Source organism: Bovifimicola ammoniilytica (assembly GCF_025567085.1).
GTDB classification, from domain to species: domain Bacteria; phylum Bacillota; class Clostridia; order Lachnospirales; family Lachnospiraceae; genus Bovifimicola; species Bovifimicola ammoniilytica.
On sequence record NZ_JAOQJN010000002.1, the window covers coordinates 126,519 to 143,719 of the forward strand.

The following is a 17,201-nucleotide window of genomic DNA, read 5'->3' on the forward strand; positions in this document are numbered from 1 at the left end:
CAAAATGGCATTATTTGAATCATATGAAAGAAGAATTGATCAGATTAATTCTGTATTAAATAGTTATGGAATCAGCTCAATTGAAGAAGCTGAGAAAATTACAAAAGATGCTGGCTTAGATGTATATGAACAGGTTAAGAAAATTCAGCCAATCTGTTTTGAAAATGCATGTTGGGCATATACAGTAGGCGCAGCTATTGCAATTAAAAAAGGTTGCAGAAAAGCAGCAGATGCAGCAGCAGCAATCGGAGAAGGTCTTCAGGCTTTCTGTATTCCAGGTTCAGTTGCAGACCACAGAAAAGTAGGTCTTGGACATGGTAACTTAGGAAAAATGTTACTTGAAGAAGAAACAGAATGTTTCTGCTTCTTAGCAGGTCACGAATCATTTGCAGCAGCAGAGGGTGCTATCGGTATCGCTGAGAAAGCTAATAAGGTTCGTAAGCAGCCTTTAAGAGTTATCTTAAATGGTCTTGGTAAAGATGCTGCACAGATTATTTCACGTATCAACGGATTCACATATGTTGAAACAAAATATGATTATAAAGCAGCTAAATTAAATATAGTATATGAAAAAGCATACTCAGACGGACTTCGTGCTACAGTAAAATGTTATGGTGCAGATGACGTTCAGGAAGGTGTTGCAATTATGCATTACGAAAATGTTGGTGTATCTATTACAGGTAACTCAACAAACCCAACACGTTTCCAGCATCCAGTAGCAGGTACTTACAAGAAAGAATGTATCGAACAGGGTAAGAAGTACTTCTCAGTAGCATCAGGTGGTGGTACAGGTAGAACACTTCACCCAGATAATATGGCAGCAGGTCCTGCTTCATATGGTATGACAGATACATTAGGACGTATGCATTCAGATGCTCAGTTCGCTGGTTCTTCATCAGTTCCTGCTCACGTAGAAATGATGGGACTTATCGGAATGGGTAATAACCCAATGGTTGGTGCTACAGTAGCAGTTGCCGTAAGTGTTGAGGAAGCCGCAACAGCAGGAAAGTTCTAAGAAAAGATATAAAAAAGTTATTTTATCCAATATTATTTTGGGTAAAAAAGTTAATAACAAATATATATATTGTAGTATCTTGAAAATTTTATAAACCTTCAAGCGTATGTAATATAATTACAACGCTAGAAGGTTTATTTGTATAATAAGAGAAATTTAAGGTAAAACAAGATATATGTTAATAATTTAAGGAGGAAATGATATTGAAGATTATTAAGTGGGCGTATATTGTTTGTTATATAGTAATAGCCATATTAATTATCTATATGCAGCATAATGTCTGGAAACTATCAGCAAGAAAATATCTTTTTGTAATAATTGGTTATTTGTTATTTGCATTAATTGTGAGACTTTTGATCAAAAAAATAAATGGTCATCATTGATAAAATGGATATAAATATTTTAATAAATTTACATAAGTAGAATGCAAAAAAATTGTTAATAGGGCATCTAAGGTATCTACTGTTGCTGAGTATACAAGTTATGTAATTGGGATAAAGTATGTTCCGGCAGGAATATTGACAGGAATGTATGCTGGTAATATATCAGCTCAAAAAGCTTTTTTTTAACAAGCAGTAACTTTAAAGCGTGGTATTAAGATTTCATATGAGTGGGTAATCACAAATATAACATCTTGCAGTTATGCACGAAAAGGTTCGTATGTTTTTAAATAAATGTTGAAAATATACTAAGTTAAAAATAAAAATAGGTTTTATCGTTAATTTGTCTATTGAAATAATTCTTTGATGGACTAATAAGGATAGAACCTATTTTATTTATTAAAATAAGTAAGAGATATAACAGAAATGATACTTTTAAATAAAAGGATTAAGAGAAGAAATATAATATATTTTAGTATTGAAGTTAGTAATAAGTTGATATATTCATAATACCGCCTATTCCCAATATAAATACTATACAGGCAACTATAAATAAATGCTTATGATTTTTTAGATTATGTAAGTTCATTTTTATTCCTCATAAATTTGATTTTCAGTTATATATGTCGAAACTTGTTTAATGTCATTTATATTTATTTCACAGTAAATGCTATGAATATATTAACACGAAATTAGTTATACAACAATTAATATGTGCAAAATTATTAACAAACCATAAATATTATAGAGAATATTTAGATAGATATGTAAACAGATGAGAGAAATAGTTGATTTATTAACACATATTACTAATAATTATATTAATTATGTCTATAATATAAAAATATAAAATCAGACATATATATTTACAATAATAATATAAATATGGTACAGTTTTAGTAGGAGGTGAAAATATGCTAAAATCATATTTAATGGAGAATTATGGATATAATGAGCCTATTTTTTTAAATGATTTATCAGTTAAGGGAATGTCTGAAAATGCAATACGTCAAGCTGTAAAGAGACTCACGACAAATGGTTTTTTATGCCGATATGACAATGGAATTTATTATATTCCACAAAATAGTGGTGTATTAGGCAAGAGCTATCTTGATCCCTTATTGGTTATAATGCGTAAATATGTGAAAAATAATTCGGAAACTTATGGATATACTACAGGAATATTCTTTGCTAATCAGTTGGGTTTAACAACTCAGATGCCTGCTGTTATAGAGATAGTGACAAATAAGGAATCTACAAATGGACGTGTGGTTACTGTAGGAAAGCAAAAGGTAAGAATTAAGAAACCTGCAATAACTATTTCTGATTCAAATGCTGATATTCTACAATTTTTAGATGGTATTAATCAATCGGAAATATATACAGAGTTGCCTAGAAAAGAGATGATAAAAATAATGCTTGCATATGTAAGAAAAATGAATTTTACAAAGGAACAGTTAGCAGGAGTATCATCTGCTATGACAGGTACAACAGCAAAAAGATTAATTGAATGGGGTATGATATATGAATTTGCATTATAGTAAAGAAATATTTGAAGAGTTGATTGTGGCAGCATCAAATGAACTTGGAATTCCAACCAATATAATAGAAAAGGATTATTATGTGACAATTATACTTAAGGCATTGTCAGAAAAAATAAGTGATATGGTATTTAAAGGTGGAACATCACTTACAAAATGCTATCATATATTAGATTGTTTTTCAGAGGATATTGATTTGTCATATACGGCTGAATCAGGTATTCCTGGGGATAGTAGGAAAAGAAAGTTAAAGAAAGCAGTTGTGTCAACAATGAATGAATTTGATTTTAAAATTGTAAATCTTGATATGACAAGAAGTCGAAGAGATTATAATTGTTATAGGGCAATATACCCATCTATATATGGACAATCAAATATATTAAAGACTGAAGTAGTGGTTGAAACCTATGTAGCATTACTTACTTTTCCAACAATAAAATGTAAGGTGGATAATTATATTTATCGCTTTTTAGATAAAATTAATCGTATTGATTTGGCTGAAAGATATGATTTAATGCCTTTTGATATTACTATCCAGACAATCGAAAGAACATTGGTTGATAAGGTGTTTGCAATATGTGATTATTATTTACAAGTAAAAATAGAGAATCATTCAAGACATTTATATGATATTTATAAAATTTTTAATGTGTTAAATGATACAGAAATACAAGGGATAAAACAGATTGTGGAAAATGGTATATGGAATTGAGCAGATATGATAGTAGGAATTACAGAAGTACCTGAAAAGAAGAAAAAGACTAAATAATGAAGTAAATGGAATGCAGATGTTATCATCTGAATTTTTAAATTTGTTAACACAATTATTATATCTAATGTATAATAAGAGTTATTAAGTACAGTTGAATAATGAATGTATATAAAAATAAGAATTAACGGAGGCATAATCAATGAGAAGAAGTGACAGAGAAATAAAGGAATTTGATAAAATTGTTGAAGTAATGAGAAAATGTGATGTTTGCAGAGTAGCAATTAATGATGAGAAGTATCCATACATTTTACCACTTAATTTCGGTATGGATGTCATAGATGGAAAGATTACATTATATTTTCATGGAGCAAATGAAGGTAAGAAATACGAGTTACTTGAGAAGAATAATTATGTAAGTTTCGAAATGGATTGTGAGCATCAATTGATAACAGATGATGACAATCATAGCTGCACAATGGAGTATGAAAGTGTAATAGGCTATGGCAGGATTAAGATAATGAAAGAGGAAGAAAAGTACGATGCTTTAGTTAAGATAATGAGACAGTATCATAAAGAAGATTTTCCTTTTGGTAAAGAAGTTATACCTATGACTACACTTATGAAGTTAGAAGTTGATGAAGTGACAGGTAAAAGAAGAAAGAAAAATCCTCATAAATAATAATGGAGATAGGAATAGATATAACAATGAAAAACAATATTAGAAAAGACATAAAAACATATCATAGAAATATTAAAATGACTGTATCTTATGATGGAGCTAAATACAATGGCTGGCAGAAACAGGGAAATACTCATAATACTATTCAGGAGAAATTCGAAGAACTGTTAAGCAGAATATTAGAAGAGGATATCGAAGTAAACGCATCGGGCAGAACAGATGCCAGTGTTAATGCATTTGGACAGGTTATCAATTTTCATACACATAATCTGATAGAGATAAACGAACTTGTTAAAAAGATGAATCAATATCTGCCAAAGGATATAAGAGTTCTTACAGGCGAGCAGGTTAAAGAAAGATTTCACGCAAGACTTAATGCTACGGGAAAACATTATGTATACAGAATAGATAATGGTGAAGTTGCTAATATATTTGAAAGAAAATATATGTATCGGATAGACGAAAAGCTTAATGTTGATATGATGAAAAAGGCATGCAGAATATTAGAGGGAGAACACGATTTTGCAAGCTTCTGTGCTAATAAGAAGATGAAGAAATCTACAGTCAGAAATGTGTATAAGATAGTTCTTGAAGAGAAAAATGGCACAATAAATATGCATTTTTATGGAAATGGTTTTTTATATAATATGGTCAGAATTATGAGTGGGACAATAATTGAAGTGGGTCTTGGTAAGAGAGATGCTGAAAGTATCAGGGAATTATTCGAAGTGAAAGACAGAAGTAGGGCAGGTTTTTTAGCACCTGCAAATGCTTTGTTCTTAGCAGAAGTATTTTATGAACAGCAGATTTAATAGTGGTAAAGCAATATAATGATATAGATAATTGCAAATACACAGTAATAGTATTTAGTGGTGGCTGTTTTACAATTAATTAAGGGGAAATTTATCCAAAATGAATATCCTTTTTGGTTGACAAAATTTATAAATAAAGTTAAGATACAAGTGTGTTTTTATGCAAAATAGCACAAAATATTTATAAAAGGAGATACGAAAATGGACGGAGGAACCGGCAGCGGAAGTAAGCCCCGAGGGAATTATCCGTCGGTATAGATTCAATATCCAAAGAGCAGAGCTTGGATATTAAATGTGTACCGACGGCAGAAATCCGGGAATTACTTCCATGTAGCACATTAATAATGTGAAAATGTGAGAACAGATTCAAGTTGAGAGAGCAGGATAATATTATATGCCTACTCTGCCTTTTTGTGACTGTGTTTATCTTTAAATTGGTGAAAGGTAAGGTATAAGACACATGGAAGAGATGAGACTAGAGAAGAAGATAGAAGAATTGCTTGCTGAGAAGAAGTATTCTGAAATAAAAGAAGTATTCGCACAGATGAATGGTGCGGATATATCAGCATTATTTGAGGAAGTTCCGGAGAATAAGATACCCTTATTATTCAGACTTCTGCCTAAAGTATTAGCGGCAGAAACCTTTGTAGAAATGGAAGCCGATGCACAAAAGATGCTTATACAGGGCTTTAGTGATAATGAGTTAAAAGATGTATTTAATGAATTATATCTAGATGATGCAGTTGACATTGTTGAAGAGATGCCTGCGAATGTAGTAAAGAGAATTCTTGCCAATACTGATCCGGATACAAGAAAGATGATTAATGAAGTTCTTAAGTATCCAGATGACAGTGCAGGAAGTATTATGACTATCGAGTATGTCAGCTTAAGACTTAATATGACAGTTGAAGAGGCGATTAAGAGAATAAGACGTACAGGGGTAGATAAAGAGACAATATATACATGTTATGTTACGGATGAAAATAGAGTATTATTAGGAAACATTTCCATAAAGACACTTTTATTAGCAGATGAAAATGATGTTATTAAAGATATAATGGATACGAATTTCATTTCGGCACATACATTAGAGGATCAGGAAACAGTAGCAAATAAATTCAATAAATACGATTTACTTGCAATTCCTGTAGTTGATGATGAGAACAGACTTGTTGGTATCATAACATTCGATGATGCTATTGATGTAATGCAGGACGAGGCAACAGAGGACATTAAGAAGATGGCAGCTATTATTCCATCGGATAAGACATATTTTAAGACAACAGTATTTGAAACCTGGAAGGCAAGAATACCGTGGTTACTTTTATTAATGGTTTCTGCTACATTTACGGGAATGATTATTACATCATTTGAAGATGCGCTTGCAGCATATACAGTGCTGACAGCATATATTCCAATGCTTATGGATACCGGCGGTAATTCAGGTGGTCAGGCATCTGTTACTATAATTCGTGCATTATCACTTGAAGAGATTGAATTCTCAGACATTTTCAGGGTAATATGGAAAGAATCACGGGTTGCTATATTGTGTGGGCTTACACTTAGTATATGTAATTTTGTGAAATTATTATTATTTGACAGAGTTACGGTTCAGGTAGCACTTGTTGTATGTATTACACTTGCGGTAACCGTATTAATGGCTAAGATTATAGGTTGCACATTACCTATTCTCGCAAAGAAGATTGGATTTGATCCGGCAGTAATGGCAAGCCCGTTTATAACAACTATAGTAGATGCAATTTCATTAATTGTATATTTCAGGGTTGCATCTATATTTCTGGGGATATAATGCCTATAATAAAATATAATGATTGGAGCGGCTTTTATGGGTAAAGGTGAATTAATGGGAAAAATAATGGATACAAAGGAATTACAGAATTATCAGGATATTTTCTGTGAAGCCCAGAGGGTGTTTTTAGCATATTATGATAAATCAGGACAAAAGGTTACTATGTTGTCTGGCCGAAATGAAGAGATAAGAAATCTCTATGCATTTATTGGTAAAGAAGAATTATCAGAAATAATTGATAAAGCAGTAAGTGAAGCTGGAGACAGTACAGAGCCTGTCTGGAAAGATACTATATATGAGAATGTTAAAGTTGTAGGAATTGGTAATAACCTATACGGAAATAATGAGGGTACCTGGGCATTGGTTATTGTATATCGAGAAGATTTATATAATGATGAGAAGAATATACTTCCTACTAAGGGTCTTTATGATAAAGTTACATTTAATGGTGCTAATAGAACGATAAGACTGTTGCAGATATTTACGAAGTTATTTATTACGGCAGCTTATGATAATAACAGAACCATTATGAAATTAAATGAAATTACTGAAAAGGATTCCAGAATAACAGAAGAGTTAAAACATAAAGAAACTGTTACGAAGATTCTTGGAATTCTTGATAAAGATTTAGATATCGAGGGAATAATACAGGCGATAATTGATGCGATTGCGGATTATTTAGATATAAGTATGATAACTGTTTCTAAAGTTAGTGAAAATAGTTTGATTGAAGTAATAGGTAAATGGCATAGTGATGATTTCGGAGATTATGAGGATGTGGAAAAACGCATTCTGCCTGATATAATTCCTTATTATAATGGTGAAAGTATATTGATTATTGAGCCTGATACGGAAGATGAAGAACTTAAACAGATTTTACAGAATAATGGACTTAGAAGTCTTATATCAGTTCCTATAATAGTTGGAAAAGAGCCTGCTATATATGCAGTATTTGCTGAGAGCAGATATGATAGATTCTGGGATTCTAATACTGTAAGATTTCTGTTTGATGTATGCAAGATGATACAGAGTTTCTTATATAAACGTATTGCGAAAAATTCATTAATAAGTTCATATGCAGCATTAAAAGAAATACTTAATAATCTTGGAAGTGGAATATTTGTAATAAATAAGCCTGATAACCGGATACTTTTCTGTAATGATACAATGATGAAGATGGCAGGCAGAGACCTGGTTGGCGAACATTGTTACGATTATTATTATGGCTGTAAGGGTGATTGTTGTAAAGAATGTATTCCTCTTAAGAATAATACATATTATATAGAAAAATATGATGAGAAGCGCCAGCGCTGGTATGACATAAAATATAATGACATTATATGGGTGGATGGAAGTGAAGTTTCACTTTGTAATATAACTGATGTCACAGATAAGAAAACCTATCAGCAAAGGATTGAGTTTCAGGCAAATAATGATTTCTTAACAGGTCTATATAACAGAATGAGATGTGAAGAAGACCTGATCTTGCTTATAAGAGAAACGGAAAAGTCGCATAAACAAGGAATAATTCTATTCATTGATTTAGATGATTTTAAGCATATTAACGATGGCTTAGGACATCAATATGGTGATGAACTTCTAAAAATGATATCAATGTCGTTCAAACAGATAAAGGAAATATCCAACAGGTGTTATCGTGTGGGCGGTGATGAATTTATCATTATTATAGAACCAGAATTTTATGACAAACGTGATAGAATCATAAGTGAGATACAAAAGATATTTGCAAGTCCATGGTACCTGGAAAATACTGAATATTATTGCACTATGAGTATGGGAATTGTCGAATTTCCAAGTTGTGGCAAGAATGTAAATGACTTGATTAAAAAAGCGGATATTGCCATGTATGATGCTAAGAAAAATGGTAAGAACAGATACAGATATTATAGCGATGGTGAAGACGAGAATTCTTATATTAAGTTAGATATTGAGAAAAATATGCGCTCATCAGTAGCTGCAGGCTGCAAAGAATTCGAGGTCTATATTCAGCCTATTATGGATACGGCAACGGAAAAGTGTGTTGGTGGTGAGGCACTTGTACGGTGGAATAGCAATAAATTAGGTTTTATGATGCCAGGTGAATTTATTCCGCTTGCAGAACATATGGGACTAATTACACCGATTGGTGAGTATGTATTGAAAAATTCATGTATGCTTAGTAAGAAGTGGAGTGACATGGGAATTAACCTAAGGATAAATGTCAATCTGTCAGTAGTACAGTTACTTGCCAATAACATAGTTGAAGTTATTAGTGAGGTAATTGAAGAAACACAGATTAATCCTGAAAATCTGGTTCTCGAAGTAACTGAGAGTCTGGCAATTAATGATATGGAACGTATGGAGAGAATAATCAGTGAGATTAAGAAATTAGGTGTAAAGATTGCACTTGATGATTTTGGAACAGGTTATTCTTCACTTAATTATATTAAGCAAATGGACCTAGATATTATCAAAGTTGACAGAACATTTATAAAAGATATAAGTCATGATGATTATGCACAGGCATTTGTCAAGCTGATTGCAGAATTGTCGCAGAAATTAGAAGTTCAGGTCTGTGTCGAAGGCGTAGAGGAAAAGAGCCAGTTAGATACTTTGAAGAGTATGAATATCAGTATGGTTCAGGGATATTATTATGGAAAACCTATGAAGATTGAAGAATTTGAGAAGAGATTTCTGAATATATAATATATAATTAAAGTGTTAAAAGGCAATGCATTGTACGAAACAATTCGCTTAATAGCTATTATCCTTTTTAACACTTTTCTGAAATTTGCTACAGATTGGAGAAAATATGAATTTTTTTATAGCGTTATTTACGATTATGGCGTTTTTGTGCCTTGGTTATTATATTTTTGCCGCATCTTATGCAGGTGTGTCATCGGCTTTTTTGACATTTTGGCTGATAGCGGCTATCGGCTTTGTAATTCTTACAATAATATGTGTTCTTCATAAGAAGAAATCAATTCTTCTTATGATTCCAAAGTGGCTTAGAATAGCAATATGTATAATAATTATTGTGGGAATAGCCATTTTTACCACGATGGAATGTATGATTATCAGTAAGATGAACAGCAAAGCTGCTGACGATGCAGATTATATTGTAGTTCTTGGTGCCCAGGTAAGAGGCGAAAGAATAACTAAATCATTAGCTAAAAGATTAGATGCAGCCTATGACTATCTCATAGAAAATGAGGATACTAAGGTTATATGTACAGGTGGTCAGGGAACAGGCGAGGATATATCAGAAGCTTTTGCTGAAAAACGGTATCTTATGGAAAAGGGAATTGCCGAAGACAGGATTATTATGGAAGATAAATCTACTTCTACATATGAGAACCTTAAATTTACATTAGAAATAATTGGTGATAAAGATGCTAAAATTGCTATAGTTACGAATAATTTCCACGTTTATAGGGCAGTATTACTTGGTAAATATGTTGGCTTTAAGAATGTAGATGGAATTGCAGGTGATTCAGATAACAGGCTTTTACTTAATTATATGGTAAGAGAGGGACTTGCATTATTTAAAGAATTTATTGTACGCTAAAAATTGTTGACAAAATAAATTAAGGTGTTATACTAAAACTAACTTAATAAAGTAAACACATTGAAGAGACGAGTAGGTATTACAGATGGTTCAGAGAGAGACGAGAAATGCTGTGAGCGTCTTACCGGAGTAATATTGAAGACTACCTCTGAGTGACTCCAATCCAGTCCGTTGATTACGTTATAATCATAATGAGAGATATATAAAGATATTGATTAAATTTGTTATATAATGCTGAAGTTTAATTATTGAAGCATATTAGTATATAATATAATTTAGTCATATGCTTAATTTATATATAATCAGGGTGGAACCGCGATAGTATCGTCCCTTATGATTTTGAATCATAAGGGACGTTTTTGTATTACAGATTATTTTAAAACACCCTAAGATTAAAATAAATATGTAGTGCTAAGTACACATACACTTTAATCTTACTAATCTCAAAAGTACTAAAAGAATCATAAATATCAGAATGGAGGATTATCATGAAGATAACATTAAAAGATGGCTCTGTAAAAGAGTATGAAAAAGCTATGTCAGTAATTGATATAGCAAGTGACATTAGTGAGGGGCTTGCAAGAGCAGCCTGTGCAGGTGAAGTAAATGGCGAAGTTGTAGATTTAAGAACAGTTATTGATAATGATTGTGAATTGAACATTCTTACATTTAATGATGAAAAAGGTAAGGCAGCATACAGACATACAACATCACATGTACTTGCTGAAGCAGTAAAAAGAGTGTTCCCGGAAGCAAAACTTGCAATTGGTCCATCAATTGATACAGGTTTCTATTATGATTTCGAACATGAACCATTCTCAAGAGAAGACCTTGATAAAATCGAAGCAGAGATGAAGAAGGTAATTAAGGAAAATGCTGCATTAGAGAGATTCGAACTTCCAAGAGAAGAAGCTATTAAGTTAATGGAAGAAAGAAATGAACCATACAAGGTAGAACTTATTAATGATTTACCGGAAGATGCAGTTATCTCATTCTATAAACAGGGTGATTTCGTTGACTTGTGTGCAGGACCTCATCTTATGAAGACAGGTGTTATTAAAGCATTTAAGTTAATATCATCATCAGGTGCTTACTGGAGAGGTAATTCAGACAACAAGATGCTTACAAGAATTTATGGTACAGCATTTACTAAAAAGGCAGACCTTGAAGAATATCTTGCACATCTTGAAGATATTAAGAAGAGAGACCATAATAAGCTTGGCAGAGAGATGGAATTATTTACAACTGTAGATGTTATTGGTCAGGGACTTCCGCTTATTATGCCAAAAGGCGAGATAATGATCCGTACGATGCAGAGATGGATTGAGGATGAGGAAGAAAAACGTGGTTATGTAAGAACAAAGACACCTCTTATGGCAAAATCTGATTTATATAAGATTTCAGGACACTGGGATCATTATAAAGATGGAATGTTCATATTAGGTGATGAAGAAAAGGATAAGGAAGTATTTGCACTTCGTCCAATGACTTGTCCTTTCCAGTATTATGTATATAAAGCAAGTCAGAAGAGTTACAGAGATTTACCATTGAGATATGGTGAGACATCAACATTATTCAGAAATGAAGATTCTGGTGAGATGCATGGACTTACAAGAGTACGTCAGTTTACTATTTCAGAAGGACATTTAATTGTAAGACCTGACCAGATGGTTGAAGAATTTAAAGGTTGTCTTGAACTTGCCAAATATTGTCTTGAGACATTAGGTGTTGAAGAAGATGTAACATATCATTTATCAAAATGGGATCCTAATGACAGAAAGAAATATATCGGTGAGCCTGAAGTATGGGAAGAAACAGAGGGACATATAAGAAATATCTTAAATGAAATCGGTGTTGAATTTACAGAGGACGTTGGAGAGGCAGCTTTCTATGGCCCTAAAGTGGATATAAATGCTAAAAATGTATATGGTAAAGAAGATACAATGATAACAATCCAGTGGGATGCTTTACTTGCTGAACAGTTTGATATGTACTATGTTGACCAGAATGGTGAAAAAATAAGACCATATATTATTCATAGAACATCAATCGGCTGCTATGAAAGAACGCTTGCATGGTTAATCGAGAAATACGCAGGTTTATTCCCAACATGGCTTTGTCCTGAACAGGTAAGAGTATTACCTATTTCTGAAAAATATGCTGATTATGCAGCTAAAATTGAGAAAAAATTAAAAGATAATGGAATAAGATGCTCAGTTGATAACCGTTCAGAAAAGATTGGTTTCAAGATTAGAGAATCAAGACTTAACAGAGTTCCATATATGCTTGTAGTTGGACAGAAAGAAGAGGAAGAGAATAAGGTATCTGTAAGAAGCCGTTATCTTGGAGATGAGGGACAGAAAGATTTGAGTGATTTCATAGATGCAATTTCTAAGGAAATCAGAACAAAAGAGATAAGAAAGATTGAAGTAGAACAGTAAATTATAATATAATAAGTCTGCAAACCTGCGTATATGGGTTTGTAGGCTTACTTTATTAAATGTCAGAAAGAGTAGTAAAGTTTTGAAGAAAAGTGTAAGAATATTACTGATTGTCAGTTGTGTGATATTATTAGTCTGTAATGTTTCAATGCTAAAGAAATTAAAAGATGAGAAAAATAATACCAAAGCAGTAGACAACATTATTAATGATAAAAATAGTAACAGTAATAAAGGCAGTAATGGTAATAAAGACAGTAATGATAACCAGAATAATAATGACAATCAAGGCAATTCAGGAGAGATATCGAAGATGAGAATTACATTAGCCGATGGCTTTTATTATGAGCCAATATCTGATGAAATAAAACAGAGAATAACAGGTAAATCATATAAAGAAAATGATAAACTTGATTATAGTGATTTAAGATACATAAGAGTTAAATATATTGATTTCAATGGAAATGAACAGAGTGGCGAGCTGATAATGAATGTGCGTGTGGCTGATGAAATTTTAGAGATATTCAAGGAACTATATGATAACAGATATCAGATAGAGAAGATGCATCTTATAGATGATTATAATGCAGATGATGAAGCTTCAATGGCAGATAACAATACATCAGCATTTAATTACAGAACCATAGATGGCACAGATACGATTTCGGACCATGGTTACGGAATTGCCATAGATATTAATCCGCTTTACAATCCTTATGTAAGAAATGGTTTTGGTGGCAGGAATATATTGCCGGTAAATGGCGGTACATATGCTGACAGAAATAAAGATTTTGCACATAAAATAGTAAGTGGTGATATCTGCTACAATGCATTTATAAGCAGAGGCTTTAAATGGGGTGGCGAATGGGATACGACTAAGGACTATCAGCACTTTTATAAAGAGATAGAATAGTAATAAGTATTTTATAAAAAGATTTATTCTATTTCACAGAGACGATGGATAAGCGAAATGGAGACAGGCTATGAAGTTAACAACTTTATGTTATATAGAAAAAGATAATAAATATCTTATGCTACACCGGAACAAGAAAGAAAATGATTTGAGCCATAATATGTGGATAGGTGTTGGAGGACATTTCGAAGATGAGGAAACACCTGACGAGTGTCTGCTAAGGGAAGTTAAGGAAGAGACAAATCTTACGCTTACTAATTATAAATTAAGAGGAATTATTACGTTCTTAAGTAATGAGGCAGAGGGCGAGTATATGTTTCTATATACTGCTAATGAATTTAATGGCGAGTTAAAAGAATGTGATGAGGGCGAATTAGAATGGATAGATAAGAAAGATTTGTTTAAACTTAATTTCTGGACAGGTGATGAGATATTTTTAAAACTTATAAGAGACGATTATCCATTATTCTCATTGAAACTAAGATATGATGGAAAGACTCTTGTAAGTGCAAATCTGGATGGAAATGAATTAGAATTATTTGATATACTTGACGATTCAGGTAATAAGACAGGTCTTGTCAGGGAAAGAAGCATAGTCCATGAATTAGGCTATATGCACAAGACAGTCCATATATGGGCAATCCGTAAGAAGAAAGATGGTTTTGACGTATTACTCCAGAAGAGAAGCGCGAATAAGGATTCATTTCCGGGATATTATGATATATCAAGTGCAGGTCATATCCATGCAGGTGACAGTTCAATCGATTCTGCAATACGTGAATTAGAAGAAGAGTTAGGAATAACTGCCACTAAGGAAGAATTGCATTTTATAGGAATTCATAAAGGTATAGAAGATACTGAATTCTATGGTAAACCATTTCGTAATCATGAATTCAGTAAAATGTATGTATATATGGAAGATATTGACACAGATAAGCTGACACTTCAGAAAGAAGAAGTGGAATCAGTAATGTGGATTGATTACGAAGAAGGAACTAAGTTAATTAAAGAGCAGAAGATTAAGAATTGTATCTTTATGGACGAATGGATTAAATTAAAAGATATGTTTACTGTGATATGAGAAAGGAGTTGTATAGAGATTATGAAAGATAATATTGGTTTAATATTAGAAGGCGGAGGAATGCGAGGTGTATATACAGCTGGTGTGTTAGATTTCTTTCTGGATAAAGAAATTGAATTTAAGAGCTGTTATGGTGTCTCAGCAGGTTCGGTTAATGCCTGCAGTTACCTGTCTAAGCAGCGTGGCAGGGCATTTAGTATAGATGTTGATTATCTTGACGATAAGAATTATGCAAGTGCATACAATCTTATTACGACAGGTAATTTCTTTGGTACGGAAATGTGTTATCATATGATTCCTGAAAAGCTTAATCCATATGATTATGAAGCATATGAGAAATTCGATGGAAAATTCTATGCAGTAGTAACGAATTGTGAAACTGGACAGCCTGAATATTTAGAAATTAAGGATATGAAAGGTCAGATAGATTTCATAAGGGCATCATGCTCATTGCCATTGATGGCGCAGATGGTTAATATCGGTGGTAAATTATATTTAGATGGTGGAATTTCTGATTCTATTCCTGTTAGAAAATCAGTTAAAGATGGTAATACTAAGAATGTAATTATTCTTACAAGAGATATTAGTTATAGAAAGAAAGCTAACGAACTTATGCCTGTCATAAAGATTAAATATTCTAAATATCCTAAACTGGTAGATGCAATCAGAAAACGTCATAAATATTACAATATGACACTTGATTATATAGAGAAACAGGAGGAAAAAGGAAATGTATTTGTAATACGTCCATCTAAACCTGTCAAAATCGGCAGAATTGAGAAGAATAGGAAAAAACTGACCGAGTTATATCATCAGGGATACAATGATGCGAAGAATAGATACGAGAAATTAAAAAAATTTTTGGAAGATTAATATAAAATTGGACATACTAAAATACAGCAGAATAAAAAAGACACTGAAATGTGAAGTTACATCAGGAGTCCTGGAAATGGAGGAATATTATGGCAATATTACATGTAACAAGCGAGAACTTTGAAAGCGAAGTATTAAAGGCAGATGGAAAAGTGTTAGTAGATTTTTGGGCTACATGGTGTGGACCATGCCAGATGCTTACACCTATAATCGAAGAATTGGCTGAGGAATTAACAGATGTCAAAGTATGCAAAATCGATGTAGACGAGGAAAGAAGCCTTGCTCTTAAATACAAAATTATGAGTATACCTACACTTGTAGTATTTGACAGAGGTGAGATTGTAAGAAAATCAGTAGGCTTCAGTTCTAAAGAGGAAATCTTAGAATTGTTAAAATAATCTTTATTAATATAAAATGCAGTTAAATGAATGTTATGCAGTAATGTAAGTATGAAAAATGAGGTGTATATGGATAAAAAAGTATATGACATAATAATTATCGGTGCAGGTACGGCAGGGTTGTCATCTGCTATATATGGAAGAAGAGCCGGAAAAAATGTACTTGTATTAGAGGGAAAATCTTATGGTGGACAGATAATTGTATCGCCGGAGGTCGAAAATTATCCGGGAATAAAGCATACTTCCGGATTTGAATTTGCAACTAGATTATTTGAGCAGGCTAAGTCGTTAGATACAGAGATATTGATGGATGAAGCAGTCAATATAGAAGTAGATGGTAGTTATAAAAAAGTTATTACTAAAGGCAGTGAATTTATCTCGAAAGCAGTCATAATAGCTTCAGGAGTAGGAAGAAGAAAATTGCATGTTGAGAATGAGGACAGATTTACAGGAGCTGGTGTATCGTATTGTGCAACGTGTGATGGAATGTTCTATAAAGGCATGGACATTATAGTTGCAGGAGGTGGAAATACGGCATTGGAAGATGCTAAATATCTGTCAGAAATCTGTAAAACAGTGTATCTTGTTCACAGAAGAGATACATTCAGGGCAGAAGCAAGTCTTATAAAAGAGGTGGAAGCAAAAGACAATATAAAGATATTATTAAAACATAATGTTATATCATTATCAGGAGGTGATGTGTTAGAAAGTGTAAAGATAGCAGATACAGTTAATGGCAAAGTGTCAGATATTGAAGTTCAGGGACTATTTGTAGCAGTCGGACAGGAACCACAGAGAGATGTATACGAAAATGTTGTTAAAACAGATGAAAACGGCTACATTGTTGCAGGGGAAGACTGCAGAACAAATGTAGAAGGAATATATGCTGCTGGTGACTGCAGAACGAAAGAAGTCCGCCAACTTATAACTGCGGCAGCAGATGGTGCGGTTGCAGCAGTAATGGCATGTAAGAAAATGTAA

The 17,201-nt window shown here is 32.7% G+C and carries 14 protein-coding genes; all 14 read left to right on the top strand.

The window, feature by feature from the left end; all coding sequences use genetic code 11:
* Nucleotides 1-4 precede the first annotated feature (4 nt).
* The 14 genes from OCV48_RS02400 (at nt 5) to trxB (ending at nt 17,201) form a co-directional block, all read left to right on the top strand.
* Complete coding sequence (locus OCV48_RS02400) at nt 5-1,015, top strand: GGGtGRT protein (protein WP_147591059.1); 1,011 nt, start codon at nt 5-7, stop codon at nt 1,013-1,015.
* A gap of 1,294 nt (nt 1,016-2,309) precedes the next feature.
* Nucleotides 2,310-2,936 carry a DUF6088 family protein gene (locus OCV48_RS02405; protein ID WP_147591060.1) on the top strand — a complete coding sequence of 209 codons (627 nt, stop codon included), beginning with the start codon at nt 2,310-2,312 and terminating at the stop codon, nt 2,934-2,936.
* A complete protein-coding gene (locus OCV48_RS02410; protein WP_147591061.1) occupies nt 2,920-3,648 on the top strand; it encodes a nucleotidyl transferase AbiEii/AbiGii toxin family protein in 729 nt (242 codons plus the stop codon). Before OCV48_RS02405 ends, OCV48_RS02410 begins: the two co-directional genes overlap by 17 nt.
* A 199-nt stretch (nt 3,649-3,847) precedes the next feature.
* Nucleotides 3,848-4,327, top strand: coding sequence for a pyridoxamine 5'-phosphate oxidase family protein (locus OCV48_RS02415; protein ID WP_147591062.1), 480 nt, complete (start codon nt 3,848-3,850; stop codon nt 4,325-4,327).
* A 26-nt stretch (nt 4,328-4,353) separates the two neighbouring features.
* Complete coding sequence (truA, locus tag OCV48_RS02420; RefSeq protein WP_021981760.1) at nt 4,354-5,139, top strand: tRNA pseudouridine(38-40) synthase TruA; 786 nt, start codon at nt 4,354-4,356, stop codon at nt 5,137-5,139.
* Nucleotides 5,140-5,599: 460 nt separating this feature from the next.
* Nucleotides 5,600-6,949, top strand: a complete 1,350-nt coding sequence (gene mgtE, locus OCV48_RS02425) for a magnesium transporter (protein WP_021983002.1) — start codon at nt 5,600-5,602, stop codon at nt 6,947-6,949.
* Between the two features lie 36 nt (nt 6,950-6,985).
* Complete coding sequence (locus OCV48_RS02430; protein ID WP_262558690.1) at nt 6,986-9,655, top strand: EAL domain-containing protein; 2,670 nt, start codon at nt 6,986-6,988, stop codon at nt 9,653-9,655.
* Between the two features lie 106 nt (nt 9,656-9,761).
* Nucleotides 9,762-10,517 (top strand): YdcF family protein, encoded by a 756-nt coding sequence (locus OCV48_RS02435; RefSeq protein ID WP_147591064.1) that lies wholly within the window; start codon nt 9,762-9,764, stop codon nt 10,515-10,517.
* Nucleotides 10,518-11,002: 485 nt separating this feature from the next.
* A complete protein-coding gene (thrS, locus tag OCV48_RS02440) occupies nt 11,003-12,958 on the top strand; it encodes a threonine--tRNA ligase (RefSeq protein WP_394803225.1) in 1,956 nt (651 codons plus the stop codon).
* An 82-nt stretch (nt 12,959-13,040) separates the two neighbouring features.
* Entirely contained in the window at nt 13,041-13,868 is an 828-nt protein-coding gene (locus tag OCV48_RS02445) for a M15 family metallopeptidase (protein ID WP_021983006.1), read from the top strand.
* A gap of 70 nt (nt 13,869-13,938) precedes the next feature.
* Nucleotides 13,939-14,949, top strand: coding sequence for an NUDIX domain-containing protein (locus OCV48_RS02450; RefSeq protein WP_147591066.1), 1,011 nt, complete (start codon nt 13,939-13,941; stop codon nt 14,947-14,949).
* 21 nt (nt 14,950-14,970) lie between these two features.
* Complete coding sequence (locus tag OCV48_RS02455; RefSeq protein ID WP_147591067.1) at nt 14,971-15,822, top strand: patatin-like phospholipase family protein; 852 nt, start codon at nt 14,971-14,973, stop codon at nt 15,820-15,822.
* An 89-nt stretch (nt 15,823-15,911) separates the two neighbouring features.
* Nucleotides 15,912-16,220 carry a thioredoxin gene (gene trxA, locus OCV48_RS02460; RefSeq protein ID WP_021983009.1) on the top strand — a complete coding sequence of 103 codons (309 nt, stop codon included), beginning with the start codon at nt 15,912-15,914 and terminating at the stop codon, nt 16,218-16,220.
* 69 nt (nt 16,221-16,289) lie between these two features.
* Complete coding sequence (trxB, locus tag OCV48_RS02465) at nt 16,290-17,201, top strand: thioredoxin-disulfide reductase (RefSeq protein WP_021983010.1); 912 nt, start codon at nt 16,290-16,292, stop codon at nt 17,199-17,201.

What these genes read in the sequence shown, in the direction of transcription:
- OCV48_RS02410 (WP_147591061.1), top strand. Translation starts at nt 2,920, where the DNA reads ATGAATTTGCATTATAGTAAAGAAATATTTGAAGAGTTGATTGTGGCA.
- OCV48_RS02400 (WP_147591059.1), top strand. Translation starts at nt 5, where the DNA reads ATGGCATTATTTGAATCATATGAAAGAAGAATTGATCAGATTAATTCT.
- truA (WP_021981760.1), top strand. Translation starts at nt 4,354, where the DNA reads ATGAAAAACAATATTAGAAAAGACATAAAAACATATCATAGAAATATT.
- OCV48_RS02435 (WP_147591064.1), top strand. Translation starts at nt 9,762, where the DNA reads ATGAATTTTTTTATAGCGTTATTTACGATTATGGCGTTTTTGTGCCTT.
- OCV48_RS02450 (WP_147591066.1), top strand. Translation starts at nt 13,939, where the DNA reads ATGAAGTTAACAACTTTATGTTATATAGAAAAAGATAATAAATATCTT.
- OCV48_RS02430 (WP_262558690.1), top strand. Translation starts at nt 6,986, where the DNA reads ATGGGTAAAGGTGAATTAATGGGAAAAATAATGGATACAAAGGAATTA.
- OCV48_RS02415 (WP_147591062.1), top strand. Translation starts at nt 3,848, where the DNA reads ATGAGAAGAAGTGACAGAGAAATAAAGGAATTTGATAAAATTGTTGAA.
- trxB (WP_021983010.1), top strand. Translation starts at nt 16,290, where the DNA reads ATGGATAAAAAAGTATATGACATAATAATTATCGGTGCAGGTACGGCA.
- OCV48_RS02405 (WP_147591060.1), top strand. Translation starts at nt 2,310, where the DNA reads ATGCTAAAATCATATTTAATGGAGAATTATGGATATAATGAGCCTATT.
- mgtE (WP_021983002.1), top strand. Translation starts at nt 5,600, where the DNA reads ATGGAAGAGATGAGACTAGAGAAGAAGATAGAAGAATTGCTTGCTGAG.
- OCV48_RS02455 (WP_147591067.1), top strand. Translation starts at nt 14,971, where the DNA reads ATGAAAGATAATATTGGTTTAATATTAGAAGGCGGAGGAATGCGAGGT.
- trxA (WP_021983009.1), top strand. Translation starts at nt 15,912, where the DNA reads ATGGCAATATTACATGTAACAAGCGAGAACTTTGAAAGCGAAGTATTA.